This is a genomic window from Roseivirga ehrenbergii, assembly GCF_001593005.1.
In the GTDB taxonomy this organism is placed as follows: domain Bacteria; phylum Bacteroidota; class Bacteroidia; order Cytophagales; family Cyclobacteriaceae; genus Roseivirga; species Roseivirga ehrenbergii.
On sequence record NZ_LQZQ01000050.1, the window covers coordinates 135085 to 160679 of the forward strand.

Consider the following 25595-nt stretch of genomic DNA (forward strand, 5'->3'; position numbering starts at 1 on the left):
AACTATCCAAACAGCGTAAAACTTCCGAATTGGTTTGCGGGGGGTGCTTTTTTAAGAAGCTCCGGGCTATCGAAATCGGGGTTACTGATTTTAGGTGTGATTGAGAATCGATCTAATGGCTTTTCCCTGTAAGGAGTAATGAAGTTGATTACGCTTTCCTCTGTATTAGATTCATTTAGCCAATCTATCATTAAATCGCTGTCGAGTATGGCTGGCATTCGGTCAGTAATATCTTCTACATCTGGATTAGCCTTGGTCGTTATCATCATGAAAGTATGCACCGACTCTCCGTTTTCATCTTCAAACTCATCCCATAAACCAGCAATGCCAAAGGGGCTTTTATCGGCCAAATGAAAACGATAAGGGATTTTTTCTTTTTTTGAAATGCTTTTCCAAGCGTAAAAACCATCTGCAATAATTACACAGCGTTGAGTTTTTAAATTTTTTCTTAGGCTGGCCTTGTTTAGTATTTGATCTACTGGCGCAAAAATTAGTTTTTCGCTAATACTATGGTTTTTTACAAATGCGGGATTTATTCCCCAGTAGAAAAAAGAAAGTCCGTCTGGGTTTTCTGCAGTAATTACTGGGAGTAGTTTTGTAGGCGAAGCATTATACTTTTCTTTATACTGTCCAGTCACTTCAACATTGAAATATTCTTCAATAACTTTAGCAGAACTGGCAATGGAATAGCTGGATGGCATATTAAACTTTTTTAGAAATTTAAGTGATCAGGTTCATAAATACTAATACTTCGAACCATTCCCCGAGGGGCTAAGTTGCAGAATTATTCTATTGAAGATTAACCGATTATAAAATGATAACAAAAGCTTAGGGCAATAGGTCATTCAATAATTTGAATATCGGTTGTTTAAAACTATTTTTGGGCTCAATTTTCACAAATCTTATGGCAGAAATCGTTAGGATGCCGAAAATGAGTGACACCATGGAAGAAGGGGTGATCGCTGTTTGGCATAAAAAAATAGGTGATAAAGTAGAATCAGGTGAGTTAATGGCTGAAATCGAGACCGACAAAGCCACAATGGACTACGAATCATATAATGAAGGAACCGTATTATATCTTGGCGCAGAAGAGGGAGAGGCCGTTCAAGTCAATGGCATTTTAGCCATTGTTGGAGAAAAAGGCGAAGATTATAAGTCGCTTCTGAATGAGTCAAGTGAAAATGGCTCGGATGATAAAGAAGAAAAATCAACTGAAGCGAAGAAAGCCGATGCCGAGGCGATAGATACGAGTAACATCAAAGCAGAAGTGGTGAGAATGCCGAAAATGAGCGACACCATGGAGGAAGGAGTTATTTCGGCTTGGCATAAAAAGGTGGGCGATACAGTAGAGTCAGGTGAACTGATGGCTGAGATCGAGACCGATAAGGCTACCATGGAATACGAGTCTTACAATGATGGAACTGTATTGTATCTTGGCGCTAAAGAAGGAGAGTCAGTGGCTGTAAATGGTGTTTTAGCCATTGTAGGCGAAAAAGGAGCTGACTTTGAAACGCTTTTAAAGGCTGAAAGTCAAACAGAAAGTGAGACAGAGCCGGCCAAGGAAGAGCCTGCTAAAGCTACTCCAAAGCAAGAGACTTCTGAACCTAAGAAAGAAGAAAGCCCTGCACCAGCCCAAACTAATAACGGAAGAATTAAAGCTTCACCTTTGGCTAAGAGATTGGCGGAAGAAAAGGGAATCAATATTTCAGAAGTGAAAGGTTCTGGCGATGGCGGAAGAATTATAAAAAGAGATGTAGAAGATTTTGTTCCTGCTAAAGCTGAACAGACTAAATCTGTAGCTCCAGCACAAAAATCATCAACGCCTGCAGTGGAGCTTCCTAAGATTGTAGGTGAAGAAAGTTTTGAAGAGCTAAGGGTATCGCAAATGCGAAAAACCATAGCCAAGCGTTTAGCCGAAAGTAAATTTACTGCGCCTCATTTCTACCTTACCATGGAAATCAACATGGATAAGGCCATTGAAGCAAGAGCTAGTATGAATGAAGTTTCGCCAGTGAAGATTTCATTTAACGATATGGTAATTAAGGCCGCAGCCGCAGCTTTAAGAAAACATCCTCAGGTAAATTCATCTTGGTTGGGCGATAAAATTAGAATCAATCACCATATCCATATCGGTGTAGCAGTAGCTGTAGAAGAAGGTCTTCTTGTGCCTGTAGTTAGGTTTGCAGACAATAAGCCACTTTCTCATATTGCTGCCGAGGTAAAACAATTAGGAGCAAAGGCAAAGAATAAAGAATTACAGCCTGCTGAATGGGAAGGAAATACTTTCACCATTTCTAATTTAGGAATGTTCGGTATAGAAGAATTCACAGCCATTATTAATCCGCCAGACGCTTGTATTATGGCTGTTGGTGGTATTAAGCAAACGGCTATTGTTAAAGATGGTGAGTTGACTATTGGTAACATCATGAAAGTAACCATGTCATGCGACCACAGAGTAGTTGACGGTGCAGTTGGCTCAGCATTCCTGCAAACCTTCAAATCTTTATTAGAAGATCCAGTTAGGTTGCTGGTTTAGAAACTTATTAAGTTCAAGTCCCGTTCTCATACGGGACTTTTTTATTTAGAAATAACATGACCAAGATTAGATCAACCACCGTATTAGCGGTAAAACATAACGGTTCAATTTCAATTGGTGCCGATGGGCAAGCTACTATGGGTAATACCGTAGCCAAGAGTAACGTAAAGAAGATCAGAAAGCTTCAAGACGGAAAGATAGTAACAGGTTTTGCAGGCTCTACTGCCGATGCCTTCACTTTACTAGAAAGGTTTGATGAAAAACTGAGTGCTTACGGGGGCAACATGAAAAGAGCAGCTATAGAACTGGCTAAAGATTGGCGTACTGATCGCTACTTAAGAAAGCTAGAGTCAATGCTGATTGTAGCAGACAAAGATGATATTCTGATCTTATCCGGAACGGGTGACGTTTTAGAGCCAGACAATGGTATTGCGGCCATCGGTTCTGGAAGTATGTATGCTCAAGCTGCAGCCCAAGCGCTAAAAACTCATGCGAAAGATTTAGACAGCTTCGCAATTGTTGAAGAGAGTCTTAAAATTGCTGCTGACATCTGTATATACACAAATCACAATTTGATTATAGAGAAAATTTCTTAATTTCGTAATAAGGAAAAGATTTTCAATCACTTAGCTGATTTTGTAGTAGCTATTTGTTGAGTGGAAATTCAATTTAACCAACTGAAACAATGCGTACTCCTATCTCAAAGCTCTTTGCTTTAATGGCTTTAATTGTCATGAGCAATAGCTGTATTGACACCAAAATTCCCTCATATACTGAAGGAAGTGAAGGAAGACTTCTATTAGGGGCTACAGTACACTTAGGAGATGGAGAGGTAATTGAAAATGCAGCTTTAGCGGTAAAGGACGGGTACGTTACCTTGTTAGCAGATGGTGCCCCAAAAAAGCTTGACCTATCTAAATTTCAAGTAGATCGCTTAAGTTCTGAATATCATATCTATCCTTTTAAGAAGACGGAATTAGGTAACTCTGGAATTGTTTTGGCCAGAGCTGATGCAAAGCCCTTTAACATTACCATTCGAGATAATGAAGTGGAAAAATGCATTACGATTGGTTGCGAAGCGGCCTTATTGATTTGTAGAGGAAGTATAACCGACATCAGTAAGTTCAGAGTGGAATATGTAGTGGATGGTAACGATAAAGTTAAAATTCTAGAGCAATCAGACTACAAGGTGAATGGTAACAACCGCTAGTCCGTATCCTCATTAAAATAGTATAAAAGAGCGACTTATTGGTCGCTCTTTTTGTTTGAGGTCTGTTGCTTAATAAGCTTTTATCGTTAATAGATGTAGCCTCTAATGGTTGGGGGAACGAAAAAGGCCATCGTTTTCGATGACCTTTTAGCATTCATAGTAAATAATATTTACTCTTATTTTTTAGGTTCTAACCAAGCTTTTCTCAACTTGAGCTGGGCTGGCGTAGCATTCTCGTCAAAGGCCAATGTAAAGGCAACAGGTACATCAATTTGTTTGTTAGGTGTTGTAAGGGTCATTTCTTTTGGTTCGCCATCTACAGCCCTAATAACCGTAACGCTCATGGTTTCAAGACTTGGGATTTTTTGAAACTGTCCTCCAAGAAAATTGTTGATTTCAGGTCCAAACTCGGGAAATTCATCTCCGTTCATTTTTGTGAGGATGTCACCATTTTGTAACCCCAGCGCTTTACCTATAGCATCAAGTTTATCTTGATCTCCAATGGCCAACATTCTTTTTCCTTGATATTGAGTTACAGCAATGCTTTCCTGACTGATGATTAATGAGTATTGTTTCTTGGTGCCGTCTTTAACTACTTTTACACCTACTTCGGCCAATACTTCTTCATAGTTGATAGGTGTGTTTCCTGCCACATAAGTGTTGAGGAATTCTCCGATTTCAGGATAGGTCATGGCTACTATTTCACTGAACAGTTGATCATCTTTAAAAGATTTCTCCATACCGTATTTCTTAGAAAGATCAGCCATCATTTCTTGCACGCCATAAGCACCGTCAGAAAGTTTTCTAAGCTTGATGTCTAAGGCCATTCCAATTAAGGCACCTTTCATATACACATTGTAGTATTGGTCAGCATAGGTATCTAAAGCGCCAAGACTCAACTCTGTAAAAGGCAAATCATCTTTAAACTGTGCCGAGGTAAGAATTTTTTCAGATAACATATCCAAGTATTCCTCTGGGCTTACCAAGCCGTATTTAACTTGTACGCTACCTGCGAAATACTCAGTCATACCCTCGTACATCCAAAGGTGACGCGACATTTTAGGATCGTTAAAATCGAAGCTTCCAATTTCTTCAGAATGAATTGTTAAAGGAGTTACGATATGGAAGAATTCATGGGCAGCAAAGTCACGCAATTGCTGATTCATTTGCTGAATAGTTTGCTCAGGCATAAAATAAAGTGAGCTGAAAGAATGCTCCAGAGCACCATATGATACTACTGGCTGATCTGTGAAGTAGAAAATGAAAGCATATTTTTCAACTGGTAGTTTTCCGCCTAAGAAGGTACTTTGGGCAGCAAGAACTTCTTTAATGCTTGCAGCGATTTCTTTAGCTGTAACCTTTTTATTAGGAGAATAACTAGCTACTAGTACTTCAGTATTTGCTACTTTAACTATGGCTGTGTCAGCTCTACTGTACATTAAAGGAGAATCTACTAAGCGATCGTAATCTAAAACTTCGAACCTATCAATAGTGCTGTTGGCATCAGGTGTATTGAAGTCTTTCTTTATTAATTTACGGCTTAAGCTTGTGTTTGTAGCCTCTGCTTTTAAACCAGTGGCTCCATAAAAGTTCATAGGGCGAATGATATTAATCTCGAAAGCTTCTTTTTTCATTCCCTCAAAGTAGCCGAAGAAGCCGCTGGAATTTAAAAGGAAGTTTTTTCCTTCTTCAATATTAGTTCCTGCTGGTTGAAATATCTCAGGGCCTTCTTTTGGGTTATCATAAGTATCATCTACCCAGTAGCTTATTTTGGCAATTTTTTTAGCATCACTGATTTTCCAAGTGTTGTCATCAAGCCTTTTTACCTGAAGTGGGTTTCCTTTTTTATCGAAAGCTTCAAAGTCTGAAACCATTCGGCCATAATCGGCTATGGCGTAAGTACCAGGGATGATTTTTGGTAAGTAGAATAAGATTTCGTCTTGTTTGATTTTGGGTGGGGCGAGTTCTACATATACTTTATCGTCCGACACACGGGAAAGATCGATGATGTATTTGTATGGGTTTGCTGCCCATGTGATTGTTGTGAATAGGAGACCTAAACAGATAAATTTGAGTTTGTTCATGATATTGAATTTAAACACCAGAGGTTTGACATGCTCTAGCGTTGATTTATACTATAACTACAATATTAAGGCTATTGTGTAAATACCATTAATGAAAAGTGCGGATTTTAATTTGAGGGCAAAAAAAAGACCATCAATTGACGGTCCTTTCTATAAAGTCTTTGTGTTCTTACTGGTTACCTGTTGTGTCAGGAGCAGTTTGAGGTATGCTTCCAGCCTCTGGTGTTACAGGGGCTTGTTGTTGCATTGGCAATTCTTGAAGCGCCTTGTCTATGTTAGGGTTATTTGAAAAATCACTATTGCCGTTGTCTACCATCATGCCAGATGCTAGGCTAAGCGCTAATAAGGTTAGTGCAAAACCCCAAGTTACTTTTTCTAATAAATCGGTTGTCTTTTTTGCTCCAATTACTTGAGTAGCACCTGCGCCACCAAACTGGCTTGACAAACCGCCACCTTTAGAATTTTGAACCAATACGATTAAAATTAAAAGTATGGCAACGATGATGGCAAGGATTATTAATAGCTTAAACATTCTGTACTTCCTTTATTTTTTGAATTTGGCTCGCAAAGTAAGTTCTTTTTTCAGGGAATTTCAAGCTTAGTTTTTTATAAATGTCAATAGCCCTGGTATATTTTTTTTGTTTCAGTAATAATTTGGCTAAAGTTTCAGTAACGAACTCGTCTTTAGACTTCATGTGCTTGGCTGCAAGGTCTTCTTGCGTGTACTCATTCTCTTCGTTAATACCCTTTTTGTTTTCAAAACGAGGTTCATTTTGGATGAATTTTTCTATCAACTCTACCTGAGACTTGTTGCTTTGTGGTGTTGTCTCGGCTTTGATTGTTTTTGTTTCTTCTTGGCCTTCAAACATCTTTGCCAATCGGAGTTTACGTTCTTTAATCTCCAATAGGTCTTTTTCCAACTGATTAATCTCTGGATTTTGCTTACCCAATGTTTGAGGAACAATAGGTTCTTCTTGTGGTCCGTCTTTGTCAGTCTTAGAAATAGCTTCTTTAGTTACCGTTTCTGTCTCCGTTTCAGCTTTTGGGGTAACTATTTCCTTTGAGGTTTCCGGAGTTTCAATTGTCTTTCCCTGCTTTTTTTTGATTGTGTTCTCTTGGGGGGCTTCAAAGCTTATTTCGCCAAGAATTATTTTCTTTAAATGCGCCCTGTTAGGAGAATAGATGGCGGCTTTTTTAATGAAAGCATCTGTTTTTGGATGATTTCGGTCTTTAAGTGCCTTGGCAACTATTACGTAGGGTGTTTGAAAAAAAGGATACTTTTTACGCAGATCATTGAGCGATTTAATGTCCTCATTGGTGACTTGGTGTAGGTTTCCAAGAAGTTGATTAAACCGTTCTCTGTTCACTGGTTTTTGTTTTGGGATGTCTAAAATAGAATGAAAATTACCATTGGGCAACTGACTGCTGGAAAATTTCAAAAATAATCTCTTTAAAAATCTGACTTACCAATTCTGGCTCGACAGATGTTAATGAGGTAGTTTGTGGGTCATAATCAGCATAGAAACTAAAGCTACGTTTAAAGTTATTTTCCTCCTTATTTAGATTCGTGAACGCCACCTCTACACCTATCGTCAATCTCATCAAACCTGACCTGTCTGCCACATTTTCGTTTCCAGATGACACAACCGCTTGAGGTGAAATGTTATATCTAGAAATTGCTCCTTCAAACTGTAAATCGCCCTTTGAAGGTACTAATTCTAATTTAGTATTCCGCTGAAAATAATCCTTCATGTCTTCCGTAAACAGTTGCCCCATATTTGGAAGTCCTCCGTCCACAGCATCATTAAAGAAATTGGCAATAGATATAGTTTTCGTGGTGTTATAATCTATTGAGGCACCTGTAAAGCCATAGGTACAGCCAAAAAGCGTGGAAGCCAATAGTGCTATACTCAGTATTAATGATTTACTCAATTTCATACTGCTTGATTTTACGATACAGGGTACGTTCAGAGATGCCTAAATCTCTAGCGGCATACTTTCTTTTATTGTTATTCTTTTTCAAGGCTTTAATAATGAGTTCTTGCTCTTTCTTTTCTATGGATAACGATTCGTCTTCCATTTCATGCGTAATGTCTTCTACTTTATCTTCTTCGTAATCGTAGTCGTCAGCAATAGGCTTAGGCTCTAAGTAATAGCTTTCATTTGTTTGTTTTTCTAGCTGGTCGCTAAGTAGGGCACTGCTGTCATCATCTATGTTTCTAAATAAACTTGCATGCTCGCTAATCGTCTTTTCACTCAAATCACCAGATTCTAAAATATCGTGAACCAACTTTTTAAGCTCTGTCATGTCCTTTTTCATATCGAACAAAACTTTATAGAGCAAATCTCTTTCACTCAAGCTATCCCCTCCTTGTCCGTTATGAGCTTTATAAAGGGCAGGTAAGCTAGATCTGTTTTGAGGCAAATATTTGACCAAAGTTTCCGCAGAAATCTGTCTTTCCATTTCTAATGCAGAAATCTGTTCTACTAAATTTTTGAGCTGACGAATATTACCAGGGAAATTGTAGCGTAAAAGAATGGCTTTGGCATCTTCATCTAGCTTTATAGATTCCACTCTATATTTTTCCGCAAAGTCAGAAGCAAATTTTCTGAATAACAAATCAACATCATTACCTCTATTTCTTAGCGGAGGAACAGAAATCGGAACAGTGCTTAATCGGTAATATAAATCCTCTCTGAATTTACCATTGTCCACCGCATCGAGCAGGTCGACATTAGTAGCGGCTACCACTCGCACATCGGTTTTTTGAACTTTGGATGAACCAACTTTGATGAACTCTCCATTTTCTAAAACACGTAGCAAACGCGCTTGGGTAGACATTGGCATCTCTCCAATTTCGTCTAGAAAAATGGTTCCACCATCAGTTACTTCAAAATAACCCTTTCGGGCATCGTAAGCACCAGTAAATGACCCTTTTTCATGGCCAAACAGTTCAGAATCGATTGTGCCTTCAGGAATTGCTCCGCAGTTGATAGCGATAAACTTACCGTGCTTTCTTGGGCTCAGCTGATGGATAATTTTTGAAAAGGATTCTTTACCACTACCGCTTTCACCAGTAATCAATACGGTCATGTCGGTAGGAGCAACTTGTGCCGCTACCTGAATGGCGTGGTTTAACTGAGGGCTATTGCCAATAATACCAAACCGTTGTTTTATGCTTAATATTTCGTTGCTATTCAAGGTATTAGGATTGCGGGTTAATCAACAGGGTTTCCTAGAAGCGTGGCTGTGGTACAGTCGTCCACAAAAACATTCACATAATCTCCTTTTTTGAAGTTCTTTTTAGGGAAAATCACCACTTTGTTTGCAGAGTTTCTTCCGCTTAAGTGTTCTTCCGAACGTTTCGATGTGCCTTCTACTAGTACTTTATGTACTTTGTTCAGGTCTAGTTTGTTTCGTTCGAACGAATATTGTCGCTGCTTATCAATAATTTCCTGAAGTCTCCTCTTTTTCACTTCCAATGGAACATCATCATTTAATTTTTTAGCTGCTAAAGTTCCGGGTCTTTCCGAATAGAAAAACATGTAGGAGAAATCGAACTTTACATAATCCATTAAGCTAAGCGTATCTTGGTGCTCTTCTTCTGTTTCTGAACAAAAGCCAGCAATCATGTCGGAAGAAATGCCACATTCTTCGCCCAAAATTTCTCTGATGGCGTCAACTCTATTAATGTACCATTCGCGCGTATAAGTTCTGTTCATCAATTCCAATACTCGGCTGTTTCCGCTCTGTGCAGGTAAATGGATGTACTTACAAATGTTCTCATACTTTTTCATGGTATGGAGCACCTCGTTGGTAATGTCTTTTGGATGCGAAGTAGAAAAACGAACCCTAAGGTCGGGAGATACTTGGGCTACCATTTCAATCAGGTTTGCAAAATTGATAATGGTTTCGGCTTCACCTTGCTTTTCTTTTTTCTCTAACCAAGCCTTATTATTCTCTTCAGGAGACCACTTGTAGCTGTCTACGTTTTGGCCTAGAAGTGTCACTTCTCTGTATCCTTGATCGAAAAGGTCTTGTGCTTCACGAACAATTGAATGTGGGTCTCTACTTCTTTCTCGACCTCTGGTAAACGGCACCACGCAGAAAGAACACATGTTGTCGCAACCTCTCATGATAGAGATAAATGCATTGACTCCGTTAGAATTTAACCGAACAGGAGAGATGTCGGCATAGGTTTCTTCTCTAGAAAGTAGTGTGTTGATGGCTTTTAAGCCTTCCTCTGCCGAACCCACTAAACTTGGTAAATCGCGGTAGGCATCTGGACCTACCACTACATCTACCAATTTCTCTTCTTCCAGAAGTTTATCTTTTAGCCTTTCAGCCATGCAGCCCAAAACTCCAATGGTGAGTTCTGGCTTTCTTTTCTTTATTTTATTGAAGTCAGATAAGCGCTTTCTAACCGTTTGTTCGGCCTTTTCCCTAATGGAACAGGTGTTCAGAAAGATAACATCGGCTTGTTCAAACTCCGAGGTGGTATCATATCCATTGTCTTTCATAATGGAGCTTACAATTTCGCTATCAGCAAAATTCATTTGGCATCCATAACTTTCAATGTAGAGTTTCTTTGCTTTACCAGTATTCTCTTCTTTTGAAGTGATTACCGTGTCTGTCGCCTCCCGACTATTTCTATCTAGAATGTCTATGTCCTGAATAATGTTATCCATTTACTTCTATCTCTATTCTACAAAATTGAACCGCAAATATAAGTGATTTGACCGAAGAAGCGCCAATATGGCAGAGAAGTGTTGGGTTAATGTATTTAGGTATTGAAGGGTTGACGTGTTGATGTTTCTAAGATGAAATCAATCTGTTTTCTGAGTTTTAGATTTCGTCATAGCGTTTGATTAAGTGGTCGTAAGCAGAGTTTAAATCTAGGTGAAAATCGCTTTCTGCATGTTTAAAATCTATTTGTATTAAAGAAGAAAGGCCAAATCTGTTTTTATCTGATAAAACGAAGGATGTGATAAAACCTTTATCAGGATAGATAACAACATCTTGAAAAATTTGAAAGAGGTTAATGATTCTGTCTCCATAACTATATTCCAATTCTCGCATGTCAATCAGAATGGCTAAGGGTTGAAATGAGAGAAGCGCTAATCCTATTTTTTGATACAGAAACTTGCCGTAATCTTCTCCTTGAGATCCGTGGCTACACTTGCCTTTTATTTCTACCCAAAGAATGCTTTCTTCCTTGTGGTCGTAAATGTCGCATGTAATTTCAGTACATGGAAGAATGGAAAGGTCTTGATGTATGAAGTTGTTTTTCATTAGTAATGAGGTATCATTTTCAAGATAGGAGGTTTTTTAAATTATTCGGAACATTAAGCAACTACAGTTGTTGGTAAGGTATAATGAGCTACGCAAAACATATTCAATGCCCTAGAAAAATCATTTTTTCTAACCTTCAGGCCCTTCCTGTGGTCTTCTGCGTGTTCGTTAATTAATTCACTGAAATCTATTTAGTTGTCGCTCCCAAGGTATTCACCTGGGGCATATTGCTATATGCAATCTTTAAATTCATTTAATAAACACAATCATGAAAGTGCTAGTAATTGGTGCAGGAAATATGGGGTTGACCTATACTTCTTCCATCGCAAAATCAGGTTATTTAAAGAAGGAAGACCTGATCATCTTCGACAAATCTCTTGAGTTGAGAGAAACCTTAAAAAAATCTACAGAGAATTATGAGGTCTACGATACCCTAGAGGACTGTTTGCCTATTGCGGATATTATTTTTCTAGCTGTAAAACCTTACCATAACGATGAGCTCATGCAAGAAATGAGGGCTATGATGAACGATCAACAGTTGGTGATTTCAATTATGGCTGGCGTTACTATTGAAACCATTCAAAACGGTTTGGGAATTAAAAAAGTAGTACGGGCCATGCCTAATTTACCGGCTCAGGTGGGTAAGGGAATGACATCCTATTTGGCTGCCCCTGAAATATCTCGTATTGAACTTTGGATGGTAGAGGACTTGCTCAATACTACTGGTAAATCGGTAAGGGTTGATTCACAAATGTTTATCGATGCCTCTACAGGTATATCTGGTTCGGGGCCTGCTTATGTTTTCTATTTTATGGAATCAATGATGGAAGCTGCTAAAAGCATGGGCTTTTCAGACAACGATTCAAAAGTACTAGTGAGCGCCACGTTTGAAGGCGCAATCGAGCTCTTCAACAAAAATAAACTTTCGCCAGATAGTTGGATGAAAAGGGTGAGCTCAAAAGGAGGCACTACACAGGCTGCTCTCGATTCTTTAATAGATAATAATGTGCAGCAGCTAATTCACGATGCCGCTTATGCCGCTTTTAACAGGGCCGTAGAACTGGGGAAAGAATCAACCGAATTACAAGAAAAATAGTCGTGGTAAAATCAACTAAGAAAAGAGTAGTAATTAAAGTAGGTACTAACGTATTAACGAATAAAGACAACCGCATTGTAAGGCCTGTAATTCAAGGAATTGTAAGGCAAATTGCTGAACTCTACGAAAGAGATATCCTTTCGGTATTGATATCATCAGGATCTGTAATTGCAGGTAAGGAAGTGCTTGGCCATTCTGAAATTGAAGATAAAGCCATCAGAAGGCAGGTTTTTTCATCAGTAGGCCAACCGCGTATGATGAGAACCTATTATGAAACATTTCATGATTATGGAATGAAGTGCGCTCAAGTATTGGCTACTAAAAGGGATTTCAATCCTGGCGTTTGGCGCGAAAATATGATCAATTGTTACGAAGGGTTGATGTCGGAAGGCATCATTCCCATTGCGAATGAAGATGATGCTACATCTTTATCGCACACTATGTTTACCGATAATGATGAAATGGCAAGTTTGGTGGCTGAATTGATCAATGCTGATATGCTCATTCTTCTGACCGATACGCATGGTCTATATAATGGTCATCCAAATCATAGTGATACTTCAATTATCAGAGAAGTAAATGGCCAGCAGAATCTAGAAAAATACATACAGAAAAGCGAAAAAGGCGAAGCCGAAGGTAGAGGAGGAATGGGCTCTAAACTGAAGATTGCTCAGGGAGCAGCAGCAAAGAACATTACTGCATATATAGCTAATGGCAAACAAGACAATGTGATTTTAGACATTATTGATGGAAAAACGGTAGGTACCAAATTCACAGCATAAAAAGTAAAAATGGAATTATTAAAGACAGATAAGAAGAATAAAGTATTAGCATCATTTATAAAAATTTTAGGGCTGAATAGAGCCCGAATCATTGCCGCAAATCAGTTGGATTTGGCTGCTTTTGATCAGTCTGACCGTGCCATGTACGATAGACTTGTGGTCGACAATACAAAGATCGACAGTATGGTGAAGGCCGTTAAAGAAGTAATGGAAAAGGATGATCCCGTAGGGCAAACCAAATCTACTTTCAAAAGAGAGGATGGACTGGAGATTATTAACAAAACTGCACCATTCGGTACCATCATGATGATTTACGAATCACGACCAGATGTAACAGTGGAAGCAGCGGTTTTGGCTTTTAAAGCCAATAATAGAATTCTTTTAAAAGGAGGGAAGGAAGCCATTCACTCCAATCAAATACTCATTGATTGCTGGCATCAGGCTTTACATCTGAATGGCCTAGATACGAATTGGGTGCAGCTACTCAAAATGTCGAGGACTGAGACGCAAGCGTTCTTGAAAAATCCAGATCAGAAAATTGATTTGATTGTTCCAAGAGGAGGTGAACGTTTGATTGCTTTTGTGAAGGAACACGCTACTTGCCCTGTTTTGGTAAGCGGAAGAGGAAACAACTTCATTTATGTAGATCATAAAGCAGATTGGAATCAAGCATTGAAAGTGATTTTAAATGCTAAAACCGATAAGATTTCAGCTTGTAACGCCCTCGATAAAATTTTGCTCGATAAGCGTTTGCCAGATTTAGAGAATAAACTGATTCAGCTACAAAAGGCTTTACACGAATTTGAGGTAGAGCTTGTGGTAGATCAAGAAGTGAAGAAGGTTTTGCCAGAAGAGCAAACCATAGAAAATGAAGAAATTTGGTTTGAAGAGTTTTTGACACTCAAGGCATGCGTAGCCCTTGTAGGTGACGAAAAGGAAGCCATCCAGAAGATTAATAAATATTCTGGTGGCCACTCTTCAGCCATTATAACAACCGATAAAGTGCTTGCACAGAGCTTTATGGAACAGGTGGATAGTGGAGCAGTATATCACAATGCTTCTACCCGTTTTACCGATGGAGGTCAAATGGGAATTGGTGGCGAATTGGCCATCAGTACAGATAAGCTGCATCACCGTGGTCCATTGGGGCTAGAACAATTGGTGACCAATAAATATTATTTCTTCGGAAATGGTCAGGTAAGAGTATAAACCGAACTGATGATTTTTGGGCCTGTGGACTGTAAGTATTAACTATTTACAGTCTACAGGCCCTGTTTTTTGATCCTGGTTTTTCAGCAAACTTACTTCGATTAAAGAAGATGGACCTGTGCCTAACCAAGCATGAACTTCTCTGGTAATTCCTCCAATATGATCTTTAGAAGAAGGCCCCGTTTCATAGCCTGCAATCACCACTATACTTTTGTTATTCGCCTTAAGTAGGAACTTGGTGCCCCTTTTCGGTTTTGATTCACTCGACCACATCATGCACATGAACCACATTTCATCCTCTGGCGATAACTCACTTCGCTGTACTTCACCCACAGAACCTTGTCCAAAATGCCCGCCTTCTTCAGGTGTCCATTCTTTATTCCATTTTCTAGAATACAATTGCTCAAAAGTAATTTTTGGGTCGAAGGATTGATAGAGAAGAAAGCCACGCTGAAGGTGCTGCTGTATGTTGTCTGTTATGGTTTTGGGCCAAGGCGCTTGGCTATCGAACTTATCTGAATTCGTGACATAATGGTTTTCTTCCACAAACTTTCCGTTTGTCGGTAAGTTGATCGTTCTCTGCCAAGGAGCGTTTCCATAAGGCATATTATGCTTGATTTCTATTGGGCTTGTCTCACAAAATGAGGTAGGTAATTGTGTCTCTAGAACCGACTTATTCACCGTTAGTTGGGTGCAACTACAAACCAAAAACAGAAGTGCTAAAAACAGGAGTGATTTCATGGAATGGTTTAAACCAATTTAAAGCCGTGATTTTTCAAAGGAAGCGAACGCACACGTTCGCCAGTTGCAGCAAAAATAGCATTGGTGAGTGCAGGAGCAATAGGCGGAGTACCTGGTTCACCAACACCACCCGGTGCTTCATCGTTTTCCATGATGTTCGTTAACACCTCAGGCATGTGTTTCAACTTCAACATTTCATAGTTAGGGAAGTTTGACTGCTGAATTTTGCCTTCTTCAATGGTGATTTCGCCATAAACTGCTGCTGTTAAACCAAAAACAATTCCGCTTTGCATTTGCGCTATAATGGTGTTTGGGTTTACATAATTGCCGCAGTCAATCACGCAAAACACTTTGTTCACACTAAATTCTTTGTCGGGGTTGATGCTGATTTCGGCCACTTGCGCCACGATAGAACCGAAAGATTCGTGAAAGGCAATTCCTCGGCTTTTTCCTTCGGGAAGAGGGGAATTCCAATTGCTAATTTCAGCTACTTTGTCCAACACTTTTTTCTGTCTAGAGTTTGAAGGAAGAAGCTTTGCTCTAAACTCATAAGGATCGGTATCGGCTTCATTGGCCAATTCATCTATAAAGCTTTCAGTGAAAAATCCATTGTATGAATGACCTACACTTCGCCAAAAACCTAAACGCATTGGGCTTTCAATAAACGAATACCCCACTTTTCGTGCACCCAGATTATAAGCTAAACCCAAAGCGCCTTCGGCTGCGGTAGTGTCCTGAGATTCTGGTGGAGTCATTAACGGAAAGTTTCGCCCAATGCTGCTTCGTAAAACCGATTGAAGCGTAACATGATTTTCCCAGGCGGATATTGTTCCGTCAGCATTGATTCCTGCCTTAAAACTGGCCATGGCTGCTGGGCGGTAGGTGTCGAATTGAGTATCCTCTTCTCTCGACCAAACCATTTGAATAGGGGTGCCCTTCATTGCTTTGGCAATGCGTACAGCTTCAGTTACAAAGTCGTTTTCGGCCCTTCTTCCAAAACCTCCTCCCAAATATTTGATGTCGATTTCAACTTTACGGCTTTTTATATCCGCCTCCTTGGCGGTGGCCATGGTGACCAAAAATGGCGCCTGATGACCCACCCAAACTTTGGCTTTGTCTTCTTCCACCAACACCGTACAATTGATGGGTTCCATGGTGGCATGCGCTAAAAATGGAACTTCATATTGAGTCTCGAAAACCTTGTCAGAAGCTTCCAATGCTGTAGCAGTATTATCAATCTTCTCTTTTACATGGTCAATTTCTTTGTCGAGCCTTGTTTTTAGAAGTTTAGAAATATGAGCTGAAGAAAGCTGCTCATTTCCTTTGTTGTCAATTTCAAAAGTGAGTGCATTCGCGGCTTGTTGTGCTCGCCAAGTGTTGTCGGCAATTACAGCCACACCAGTAGGCCACTGCACGATGTGCTTTACGCCTTGCATCGCCATTACTTCAGATTCATTCGTAATGCTCGTGATCTCTCCTCCAATAATTGGGCAGTGTTTTACTGCAGCAAAAAGCATGTTCGGTAAACGCACATCAATGCCAAATTCGGCAACTCCTGTCACCTTCTCTTTTAGGTCAATGCGTTGAGTAGGTTTGCCAATGATTTTAAAATTAGACTTCGCTTTTAAAGTTGGTCGGTTATTGGGTTTTTCTTCTGCGGCAAAAGGCGCAAGAGACCCGTATGAGACTTTTTCTCCCGTTTCAGTATTGACGAAAAAGCCTTTTTCTGCTTTCAATTTATTAATGTCAACAAGCCATTTTTTCATGGCTACTTTCATTAACATTTCCTTGGCAGAAGCGCCCATAATGCGGTAATGTTCGTAGCCATCACGAATGGTGGTGCTTCCGCCAGTGGCAATATATGGAAGAATATAGGCCACTTTTTCCATGAAATGGAAACCAGTAGAACTTGACGTTCTTTCGTAATGGGTAGCCAAATTCACGTTGGCGTAAGGCGATTCTACTTGCGGGTGAATTACTTCGATTTGCTCTAAATCTACTTCCAGTTCTTCGGCAGTAAGCATGGCCAATGCGGTATGTACCCCTTGTCCCATTTCCGCCCGAGCAATGGCCAGTTTGATTTTGTTATCTGGTGTAATATGAATGAAAGCATTGAGCGATTCTGCACCTTCAAAGCCCATTCCGCTGAACTGCTTTTTCTTATAATTGGAAAATGCTACTCCGCCCAAGCCCAATGCAAAACCACCTCCGATTACAGCTCCTGAGATAATAAATGCTCTACGACTTATTTTCTGTCCTCTGGTTCTTTCTTTAGCCATTTTCTTGATTTTGGGTCAGCACCTCTTTAATGGCTTCTTTAATTCTTTGGTAAGTTCCGCAGCGGCAAATGTTAGAAATGGAAGCGTCAATTTCCTCTTCAGTAGGCTGGCTATTGTTATTTAACAGGCTTTCTACGGCCATAATCATTCCCGATTGGCAATAACCACATTGCGGCACTTGATGGTCGATCCAAGCTTGTTGAACGCGTGATAGCCGATTATCTTTTGCAATGGATTCAATGGTAGTAATGGCTTTTCCTTGCAGTGCAGCAACGGGTAATACACAAGAGCGAACGGCTTGTCCGTCTAAATGAACAGTGCAGGCACCACAAGCGGCAACTCCGCAGCCGTATTTAGTTCCGGTAAGGTTAAGTTCATCACGCAAAACCCAAAGTAAAGGCATGTTGGGTTCCACATCCACTTCATGGTCAATACCATTCACGTTAATCTTCATAGCATAATTTATCCGTTTTGGAATTTAAGAAAAGAAAGTGGAGGTGAAAAACTTTACTGGTTTTTGATGGCCGTATAAGTTTTTCCTTCTACGAGAAATTCAGTTTTATTGCTCGAAGTTTTGAATAGAGTGGGGAGTGAAACCTGTCGATCTTTTTCAGTTTTACGAACGATAAAATGCAGATGAGGCCCAGTGCTCCATCCTGTATTTCCACTTAAGGCAATGGGATCACCGGCTTCCACTATATCACCCAATTGTACTGTAACGCCTTCATATTGCAAGTGGAGGTAGTCTGCATAAGTACCGTCTTTGTGTAGAATGGTCACGTAATTGCCCATGTCGTTGCACCTTTTGCTTGCGCAGCCTTGATTGGAGTCTTCTTTAACCCTAATCACTTTTCCCGCCCTAGCGGCAAAAATTCTAGTGCCTTCATCCATCGTAAAATCGAGTGCATTTTCTCCTTGATGAGTTCGATCGCCATTATAACCTTGAGTAAGCCTATAGCTTGTTCCTTCTTCAAAAGGAAGTAAATATTCTTGTTTAGGATCGTGTTGTGCGTTTGCATCGCCAAAACGATAGATGTAGCTAAATGAATACTGCCAAGATCTTTCGAAGGGAATTATGAGACTGGTGAGTCTAAATTCTTTGGTGTTGGCAGGAACTACAATAAAGTCAGGAACTTCTTTGGATGGCCTTAAACCTTTCAGTTTGAGCGTTAATGTAACCGTTTGCGGATAGGGTTTGTCGTTGTCTGCGTAAATGCCGATTCTACCATCTTCTCTAATATCGTATACATTGATTTCTTTTTCTTGGGTAAAAGAAAGCTTAGAAGAGCCTGAAAGAAAGAGTAAACCGATAAGTATTAACCGAATGCGCATAAGTGGTCAGACCAATGAGTTAAAGACGCAGATAATATACGGTTTATTATAAAAGGTAGTTTGAAAATAGCTTCAACTCTTTTCCTAAAGCTCGATCAGTTTATGTATGTATTTTTCGAAAGCTGGTGAAATCTCTGGCTTCTGGGTATATAACCCGAAGAGGGTAGAACCTGAACCACTCATGGCAGCATAGGCCGCTCCATTTTGATAAAGGGCTTCTTTAATCTCTCTTAAAACAGGATGATTAGGAAAGATTGATACTTCGAAATCATTGATCAACTTTTCACGCCAAAGTACAAAGTCCTTGCTTTCTAAAAGTGATTTTAGATCTATTTCGTTTGGCTTTGGAGTTACATTGGCGTATGCTTCTTGGGTCGAAATGTGAACATTAGGCTTAATTAAAAGCATCCACATGCCAGATAAATCAAGGTCGAAAATTTCTAAATCGGTACCCGTTCCCGTAGCAATGGCTGGTTTGTTCTGAATAAAGAAGGGGCAGTCACTTCCCAGTTGGGCTGCATAATCTTCTAGAACCGAATCATCTAAGAATAATTGAAATTCGTTGTTCAGCATTTTCAGCATAAAAGCGGCATCTGCCGAGCCTCCGCCTAATCCAGCACCCATCGGAATGATTTTGTGCAGGTGAATATTAAGCTCAGGAAGCCCAAAATCTTTACGAAGTAGTTTGTATGCTTTTAAAACTAAGTTGTCTTTGTCTTCGCCAGGAATGTCTATTCCGCTGGAAGAGAATGAAATTTTCTTACCTGGAATAAACTCCAATACATCGCACCAAGGAATAGGGTAGAGGCAGCTTTCAATGCTATGGTAGCCAGTATGAAGCTTCCCAGTAATGGAAAGTCCTAAATTGATTTTAGCATTGGGGAAGGTAACCATAGCGCGAATTGGTGAATTAAAAACAGCCTGCTGATTTTCGTTTGAAACGCTTAATCGGCAGGCTGTTATACTATTGTCCTAAGGACTATTAATTAATCTTTTTTCAACTGCTCAATTAATGCATCGGTAATTCCAGAAGATGAAAAACCTCCGTCATGCATTAAGTTTTGCATGGTTACCATTCTAGTGTAATCCGAGAACATCATTGCGCAATATTTAGCACAATCTAATGCACTTGCATTGCCTAATGGGCTCATTTGGTCTGCATATGAATAGAATACATCAAAACCTCCAACACCTGTTCCAGCAGTAGTCATGGTAGGCGATTGAGAAATAGTGTTTACTCTTACTTTTTTCAAACGAGCATAGCGTTCACCGTAGCTTCTGGCAATGGATTCAAGCATGGCTTTTGCGTGTGCCATATCTGAATAATCTGGGAAAGTACGTTGCGCTGCAATGTATGATAAACCTAAAATTGAGCCCCATTCATTCATGGCGTCAAGTTTTTCGGCTGTTTGCATTACTTTATGAAAAGAAATGGCAGAAACATCTAAGGTTTTAGTGAGCCAATCGTAGTTCAAATCGCCATAATCACGGCCTTTTCTTACGTTCGGGCTCATGCCTATTGAGTGTAAAACGAAATCGATTTTACCACCCAAAATCTCCACTGATTTGGTGAAAAGGTTTTCTAAATCTTCGATTGAAGTTGCATCGGCAGGAATAATTTCTGCACCGCAGGCTTCAGCTAATTTATTGATTTCACCCATTCTCATCGCAATCGGAGCGTTGGTTAGGGTAAAGGTGGCGCCTTCAGCTTTTGCTACTTCAGCTACTTTCCAAGCAATAGAGCGTTCGTCTAATGCGCCAAATATGATTCCTCTTTTACCTTTTAATAGATTATTTGCCATAGTACGTTTTCTTATTTCGGTTGTAAAAATAGACATTCAATTTAATAAACCGATACGAAATGTGTTTTCGAATAATGAGACATACCCGGCAAATAATCTAATCTGGTTTAATTTAATTTTCTGTTGGTACGTTTAAATCTTTAAGCAAACCGTTTTTAATGTCGTATACCCAACCATGAACTTTTGGTGAATCTCCTTTTGCCCACATGTTTTGGATAATACTGGTAGTGGTAAGGTCGTATACTTGTTCTATCACATTAAGCTCTACAAACCTGTCGGCTCTTGCTTTCTGATCTTCAATGCCGTCTAATTCTGTTTTATGAAGTCTGTAAACATCCTTAATGTGACGAATCCAGTTGTCTACTAAACCATATTGGTTGTTGTCCATCGCAGCTAAAACTCCACCACAACCATAATGACCACATACAATTACGTGTTTCACTTTTAAGATATTTACTGCGTAATCAAGTACACTCAACATATTCATGTCGGTGTGAACCACCATGTTAGCGATGTTTCTGTGAACAAAGATTTCACCTGGTTCAGTACCCGTAATTTGGTTTGCAGGTACACGGCTATCCGCACAACCAATCCACAATACTGGTGGCTTTTGGCCATTTGCCAATTTGTTAAAGAAGTCTTTGTCTTCGTTTAACTTGTCTTCTACCCACTTCTGATTGTTATCTAATAATTCTTTAGCTAATGTCATATCTCTTAAGATTAATGTTTTACGGTTACTGTTGATCCTGTTGGAATGTTAATGAGTTCTAGTGTAATGTTCTTTTCATGGGCTGACTCCTTGAAATTATAGATAACTTCAAGTGCATCGTAATCAATTTTGGTTGATCGCGACCCATCTAGAATTACATTGCTATTGTGTGGTAAGTGTTCTAAGGTAAGTTGTAAACTGGCCTTATTTAAGAACGACACATGTTCGCTTAACTCTAGTCTAATTTTACTGTTATTGGTACTTACTTGCTTCTCTTCTTCATAATGATAAGGCACTTTGTAGTTGGCTTTTAGAATATAGAATATACCTACAGCCATACCGATTAAAATACCAATCAAAAGGTCGGTAAAAAGAATAGCAACTACTGTGGTGATAAATGGAACAAACTGTTCGCGCCCCAGCTTAAATTGTTGTTTGTACAAGGCTGGCTTGGTTAATTTAAACCCAACCACAATTAGGATTGCCGCCAATGATGCCAATGGAATCATGTTCATTATTGTTGGGAAAATTGCCACCGCAATTAGTAACAAAATACCATGAAAAATGGCCGACATTTTTGATTTTGCTCCTGCTTCAATGTTGGCCGAACCTCTTACGATTACTGCTGTAATTGGTAAGCCTCCAATCAGACCAGATACTATATTACCTACCCCTTGAGCTTTCAATTCAGCATTCTGAGGCGTACGTCTTTTATGTGGGTCAAGCTTATCCATTGCTTCTACACACAGTAATGTTTCTAAACTGGCTACAATGGCTAGTGTAAACGCGGTGATGTACACGTTAATGTTAGTCAGTAGAGAAAAGTCTGGAAATTGGAACACAGCGCCCAATGAATCTAAGCCGGAAATTACAGGAATATTTACCATGTGATCTCCGCTAATCGAAAGGTCTGGGTAGAATACACCAAAAAGGTAGTTAATCAATACACCTATCGTTACTACAATGATGCCCCCTGGAACACCCTTAAGGAACTTGTTTTGTTTTATGAAATTACTACCCCAAGCAATTAAAATGAACAAGGATATTAATCCTACAATTAAACTGCCCAAGTAAATATGGTCGAAGGAAGAAACGAGGAATGAAAGCGTATTGCTACCGTCTTGTTGCATAAACTCCATTTCACCAAAGGCATCAGCGTCAAAGCCAATAAGGTGTGGCACTTGCTTCAGAATTAGGATTAACCCGATTGCTGCCAGCATACCTTTAATTACTGGCGAAGGGAAGTACAAACCGATAATTCCAGCTTTCAAGTAACCTAGCGCTACTTGAATTATACCTGCCATTACAACGGCAAGTAAAAAGCCCTGAAAACCACCTAGATCGTCAATCGCTGAAAGAACGATAACGACCAGACCAGCGGCTGGCCCACTTACGCTCAAACTTGACTTACTTAACATTCCCACCACGATACCGCCTACAATACCGGCAATTAAGCCTGAGAAGAGTGGGGCTCCTGATGCGAGTGCTATTCCTAAACAAAGCGGTAGTGCTACTAAGAAAACTACCACACTTGATAGCATATCGCTTTTCAAGTTTTCTTTTGAAAACATATTTTTAATACTCATAAACGGATTTTTAAAAATTTTTCGACTTGCCCTTATGTAAAGAATAAGCCTGATTCACTGTGCTTTAGCAACAGTATTTTGATAAAGTAAAAATTGAATGGAATTGTTTTGTTACACTATTGCTAACAATTCGGGGGGTGGGGTTGGTATTTTCTCTTTTATGAACTCTCCATCTAAAATGAAGAAGTAAAAATCTCTTTTCACGAAGTCAATGAGAGTCCAGTTTTTACGATAGGAAGAGTGACTCACTACTAAGTCATCTATATCAACGCAGTCTTCTTTGGTTTCTTCGTCAGGTAATGTTAGAGGGAGTGGGATCGAGTCAGAATCTGAGTTTTCTTGATCCTCAGTATTATGCTCCTCGTCTTGGCTCATGTCAACCACAATGCTTTGACTTGGTGCCATAACAACTCTATTGAAGGAATACACTCCGAAACCCTGTATCGAAACGAGAAAACTCATTAAGATAATAAAGCATGTATGGAGGTATTTTTGCATTAAAAAATTACAGTTGTAATAATATTCTGCAAATATACGGTCTATGAAAGCCTAGGGCTGAATCTCAAGATTAGAATACCATTAGAATTTCTTAACGGTCTATCGAAACGGCTTGTCTATAGTTGGGTAGGCTAATTTTTACATTCGTACCCTCACCCTCTTTTGAATTAATAATTAAACTTCCACCATGGATTTTAATTACTTTTTGAGCTAAAGGCAAACCAATTCCAAAACCGTTGAAAGCTCTAGCATTTGAAGCACGATAAAAGTGCTCGAAGATGTTCTTTAATTCTTGAGGAGGAATACCAATGCCTTTGTCCGTTACTTCAATTTCTACCCAATTTTTATTGGCAGAAACCTTTATTGTTACAGGCTTATTCATTGAAAACTTGCAGGCGTTTTCTACAATATTATTTAGAACCATTCGCAGTAGGCTTTGACTTCCCTGAATGATTAAGTACTCAGCTGTTTCGGGTAATTCTGAAAAATCGAAGCTGATTTGGTTTTCAGGTTTGATTTTATCAATGTCGCTTTTTACAATCAGCATCAATTCATCAACACGGATGCTCTCAATGATTAGTCCTTTGTTATCGTGATCGGCTTGAGCTAACTCTAATAAGCACTTAACAAGAATCTCAAGCCTGTTAGATTCTTTTTCGATAGTGTTTAATGAAGCAATATATTCATCAACAGTTCTTTGTTTTCGGAGCGCTACTTCAACCTCACCCAGAATAGCGGTAAGCGGGTTTTTAAGTTCATGCGAAGCATTGCTTACAAAGTTGCTTTGGATTTCAAACGAAGTTTCAAGCCTGTCTAACATATTGTTAAAAGTGGAAGATAGTTCTGCGAGTTCATCATTATTTTCACCGGTATCTAGCCTTAAGTGAAGGTTAGAGGCCCTAATTTCATTCGCCCTTTTTACAATGCCCGAAATGGGAATGAGTACTTGTTTTGCTTGAAAAATACCGACAATAAAAATGACCACTGAACATGTGATAAAGGCAATGATTAATATGCTTTTGAGGCTTTGAATAAGCTTGATTCCGTGCTCATCAATAGCAGAAATAATTACGATATAGTCTTTATTATGATGGGAATGTATCATTCCATAGAAGGCTACATTATCTATTTTTTGGGTAAGCGCTTCGTTATTTGTTATGGATGAAGCAAAAGTTCTAACAGAATCGGGTAGAGTATTTATGTCTGACTTTGGAACTACATAGGCGGTTTCACTGGTAAGGTGAAGCAAATGCTCTTTTTGAATTTCATTGAAAGTCAAAGAATCGAGTTCTTCGGCTTTAAGAAAGAAGTCGGCTTCAATCTTAGCTCTTCTGCTTAGGTGTTCATAAAATTCTTTTTCAGAATATACTTTTGCGAAATAATAAATAGATACAAAAGTTGCCAGAAGCAAGGTGCAGGTGGTTAAGGTAAAAATGAGGGTGATCTTACTTCTAATTCTCATTTCAAGCTTCGTCTTTTAAAATATATCCCATTCCGATTACGGTTTGGATCATTTTCACCTTAAACTCTTTGTCGATTTTATTTCTGAGGTAATTCACATACACATCAACCACGTTGGTACCCACATCAAAGTGTAAGTCCCAAACGTTTTTAAGTAGTTCAACCCTTGAAAGTACTTTGCCAGAATTTACCATCATGTATTCTAGCAGCTTGTATTCTGTTGATGTCAGTTTGATTTCTGTTCCTGCCCGACTTGCAGTTTTGGCATCTTTATCTAGCGTCAGCTTGCCCACAGTTAACAATTGACTGTTTTGATATTTCTGAGCCCTTCGAGCTATGGCGTTAATTCGGGCAAGTAGTTCTTGAAACTTAAAGGGTTTGGCCAAGTAGTCATCTGCACCTGAGTCTAAACCTTGAACTACGTTCTCGGTAGAACTCAAAGCCGTAAGCATTAATATTGGGGTTTGAACACCTTCTTTTCGTAGCTGTTTGCATAATTCTAAACCACTAATGCCTGGCAGAATTACATCCAGTATATACATATCAAATTGACTAGTGGTTATTGTTTCTCTTGCAGATTCAGCACTATGGGCTACCTCAACGGCATAACCTTCCTCTTCAAGCCCCTTTTTTATAAAGGCTGCTACATTCTGTTCATCTTCAACTAAGAGTATGTTTTGCATGGTTTTTTAAAGAGAGGGTAATGAATTATGCTCAATTACAAAAATAGAGATTCAGATCGATTATTAAACCTACTATAATTTGACGCTTATGAATCGTGACTAAACTAAAAACTTAGAAAAATGAGAATTTCTTTAGTGTACTAAATCCACTGCGAGTGCTACCTGCGTATGTCGGTTAAGTTTCAATAATCTTTATTGAAACCGGAATTAAATAGTAGAGTGGTTCATTTCGTGTGGAGTTATGAATCGAGTTAATTGAGGTGAAGGCGGATCCGTAAGGGAACCGCCTTTATT

At 39.3% G+C, this 25595-nt stretch carries 25 protein-coding genes; 6 read left to right on the forward strand and 19 right to left on the reverse strand.

Features of this window, described 5'->3' with window-relative positions; genetic code table 11:
- Positions 1–2: 2 nt before the first annotated feature.
- Positions 3–701, reverse strand: a complete 699-nt coding sequence (locus tag MB14_RS16795) for an SOS response-associated peptidase (protein ID WP_062593675.1) — start codon at positions 699–701, stop codon at positions 3–5.
- Positions 702–904: 203 nt separating this feature from the next.
- Here MB14_RS16795 and MB14_RS16800 point away from each other — a divergent pair, with 203 nt between their 5' ends.
- The 3 genes from MB14_RS16800 (at position 905) to MB14_RS16810 (ending at position 3746) form a co-directional block, all read left to right on the forward strand.
- Positions 905–2536: a pyruvate dehydrogenase complex dihydrolipoamide acetyltransferase gene (locus tag MB14_RS16800; RefSeq protein ID WP_062593677.1), complete on the forward strand. Its 1632-nt coding sequence runs from the start codon at positions 905–907 to the stop codon at positions 2534–2536.
- 56 nt (positions 2537–2592) lie between these two features.
- Entirely contained in the window at positions 2593–3132 is a 540-nt protein-coding gene (gene hslV / locus MB14_RS16805) for an ATP-dependent protease subunit HslV (protein ID WP_053223087.1), read from the forward strand.
- A gap of 89 nt (positions 3133–3221) precedes the next feature.
- Positions 3222–3746 (forward strand): hypothetical protein, encoded by a 525-nt coding sequence (locus tag MB14_RS16810; protein ID WP_062593680.1) that lies wholly within the window; start codon positions 3222–3224, stop codon positions 3744–3746.
- 176 nt (positions 3747–3922) lie between these two features.
- Here the strand turns inward: MB14_RS16810 and MB14_RS16815 are convergent, their stop codons facing one another.
- The 7 genes from MB14_RS16815 to MB14_RS16845 all read right to left on the reverse strand — a co-directional run bounded on the left by MB14_RS16815 (position 3923) and on the right by MB14_RS16845 (position 11123).
- A complete protein-coding gene (locus tag MB14_RS16815) occupies positions 3923–5830 on the reverse strand; it encodes a M61 family metallopeptidase (protein WP_062593682.1) in 1908 nt (635 codons plus the stop codon).
- Positions 5831–5999: 169 nt separating this feature from the next.
- Positions 6000–6362: a preprotein translocase subunit SecG gene (gene secG / locus MB14_RS16820; protein ID WP_062593684.1), complete on the reverse strand. Its 363-nt coding sequence runs from the start codon at positions 6360–6362 to the stop codon at positions 6000–6002.
- The gene (locus MB14_RS16825) at positions 6355–7197 is read right to left on the reverse strand and encodes a DUF8458 domain-containing protein (protein WP_172796119.1); all 843 of its coding nucleotides are present in this window, start codon (positions 7195–7197) and stop codon (positions 6355–6357) included. The genes secG and MB14_RS16825 overlap by 8 nt, the downstream gene beginning before the upstream one ends.
- 37 nt (positions 7198–7234) lie before the next feature.
- Entirely contained in the window at positions 7235–7768 is a 534-nt protein-coding gene (locus MB14_RS16830) for an LptE family protein (RefSeq protein ID WP_062593688.1), read from the reverse strand.
- Positions 7755–9032 (reverse strand): sigma-54 interaction domain-containing protein, encoded by a 1278-nt coding sequence (locus tag MB14_RS16835; RefSeq protein WP_062593689.1) that lies wholly within the window; start codon positions 9030–9032, stop codon positions 7755–7757. The genes MB14_RS16830 and MB14_RS16835 overlap by 14 nt, the downstream gene beginning before the upstream one ends.
- Before the next feature lie 17 nt (positions 9033–9049).
- Positions 9050–10519, reverse strand: a complete 1470-nt coding sequence (gene miaB, locus MB14_RS16840; RefSeq protein WP_062593691.1) for a tRNA (N6-isopentenyl adenosine(37)-C2)-methylthiotransferase MiaB — start codon at positions 10517–10519, stop codon at positions 9050–9052.
- Between the two features lie 157 nt (positions 10520–10676).
- A complete protein-coding gene (locus MB14_RS16845) occupies positions 10677–11123 on the reverse strand; it encodes a hypothetical protein (RefSeq protein WP_062593693.1) in 447 nt (148 codons plus the stop codon).
- A 268-nt stretch (positions 11124–11391) separates the two neighbouring features.
- Here MB14_RS16845 and proC point away from each other — a divergent pair, with 268 nt between their 5' ends.
- The 3 genes from proC to MB14_RS16860 are packed head-to-tail and all read left to right on the forward strand — an operon-like array spanning position 11392 to position 14210.
- Entirely contained in the window at positions 11392–12219 is an 828-nt protein-coding gene (proC, locus tag MB14_RS16850; protein ID WP_062593695.1) for a pyrroline-5-carboxylate reductase, read from the forward strand.
- A 2-nt stretch (positions 12220–12221) separates the two neighbouring features.
- Positions 12222–13001 (forward strand): glutamate 5-kinase, encoded by a 780-nt coding sequence (gene proB / locus MB14_RS16855; RefSeq protein WP_062593697.1) that lies wholly within the window; start codon positions 12222–12224, stop codon positions 12999–13001.
- Between the two features lie 9 nt (positions 13002–13010).
- Complete coding sequence (locus MB14_RS16860) at positions 13011–14210, forward strand: glutamate-5-semialdehyde dehydrogenase (RefSeq protein WP_062593699.1); 1200 nt, start codon at positions 13011–13013, stop codon at positions 14208–14210.
- 42 nt (positions 14211–14252) lie between these two features.
- Here the strand turns inward: MB14_RS16860 and MB14_RS16865 are convergent, their stop codons facing one another.
- From MB14_RS16865 to MB14_RS16915, 11 genes are all read right to left on the reverse strand, one after another.
- Positions 14253–14951 (reverse strand): hypothetical protein, encoded by a 699-nt coding sequence (locus tag MB14_RS16865; RefSeq protein WP_132644071.1) that lies wholly within the window; start codon positions 14949–14951, stop codon positions 14253–14255.
- Positions 14952–14959: 8 nt separating this feature from the next.
- Positions 14960–17230 (reverse strand): xanthine dehydrogenase family protein molybdopterin-binding subunit, encoded by a 2271-nt coding sequence (locus MB14_RS16870; RefSeq protein ID WP_062593703.1) that lies wholly within the window; start codon positions 17228–17230, stop codon positions 14960–14962.
- Entirely contained in the window at positions 17223–17684 is a 462-nt protein-coding gene (locus MB14_RS16875; RefSeq protein ID WP_062593705.1) for a (2Fe-2S)-binding protein, read from the reverse strand. The genes MB14_RS16870 and MB14_RS16875 overlap by 8 nt, the downstream gene beginning before the upstream one ends.
- Positions 17685–17737: 53 nt before the next feature.
- Entirely contained in the window at positions 17738–18562 is an 825-nt protein-coding gene (locus MB14_RS16880) for a M23 family metallopeptidase (protein ID WP_062593707.1), read from the reverse strand.
- Positions 18563–18646: 84 nt separating this feature from the next.
- Positions 18647–19456, reverse strand: a complete 810-nt coding sequence (ispE, locus tag MB14_RS16885) for a 4-(cytidine 5'-diphospho)-2-C-methyl-D-erythritol kinase (RefSeq protein ID WP_062593709.1) — start codon at positions 19454–19456, stop codon at positions 18647–18649.
- A gap of 92 nt (positions 19457–19548) precedes the next feature.
- The gene (locus MB14_RS16890; RefSeq protein ID WP_062303192.1) at positions 19549–20364 is read right to left on the reverse strand and encodes an enoyl-ACP reductase FabI; all 816 of its coding nucleotides are present in this window, start codon (positions 20362–20364) and stop codon (positions 19549–19551) included.
- A 112-nt stretch (positions 20365–20476) separates the two neighbouring features.
- Positions 20477–21073 (reverse strand): carbonate dehydratase, encoded by a 597-nt coding sequence (can, locus tag MB14_RS16895; protein ID WP_062593711.1) that lies wholly within the window; start codon positions 21071–21073, stop codon positions 20477–20479.
- Between the two features lie 11 nt (positions 21074–21084).
- Complete coding sequence (locus tag MB14_RS16900; protein ID WP_062593713.1) at positions 21085–22659, reverse strand: SulP family inorganic anion transporter; 1575 nt, start codon at positions 22657–22659, stop codon at positions 21085–21087.
- Between the two features lie 111 nt (positions 22660–22770).
- A complete protein-coding gene (locus tag MB14_RS16905) occupies positions 22771–23064 on the reverse strand; it encodes a hypothetical protein (protein WP_132644070.1) in 294 nt (97 codons plus the stop codon).
- A gap of 184 nt (positions 23065–23248) precedes the next feature.
- Positions 23249–24619 (reverse strand): sensor histidine kinase, encoded by a 1371-nt coding sequence (locus MB14_RS16910; RefSeq protein WP_062593717.1) that lies wholly within the window; start codon positions 24617–24619, stop codon positions 23249–23251.
- Position 24620: 1 nt separating this feature from the next.
- A complete protein-coding gene (locus MB14_RS16915; protein WP_062593719.1) occupies positions 24621–25301 on the reverse strand; it encodes a response regulator transcription factor in 681 nt (226 codons plus the stop codon).
- Positions 25302–25595: the final 294 nt, after the last annotated feature.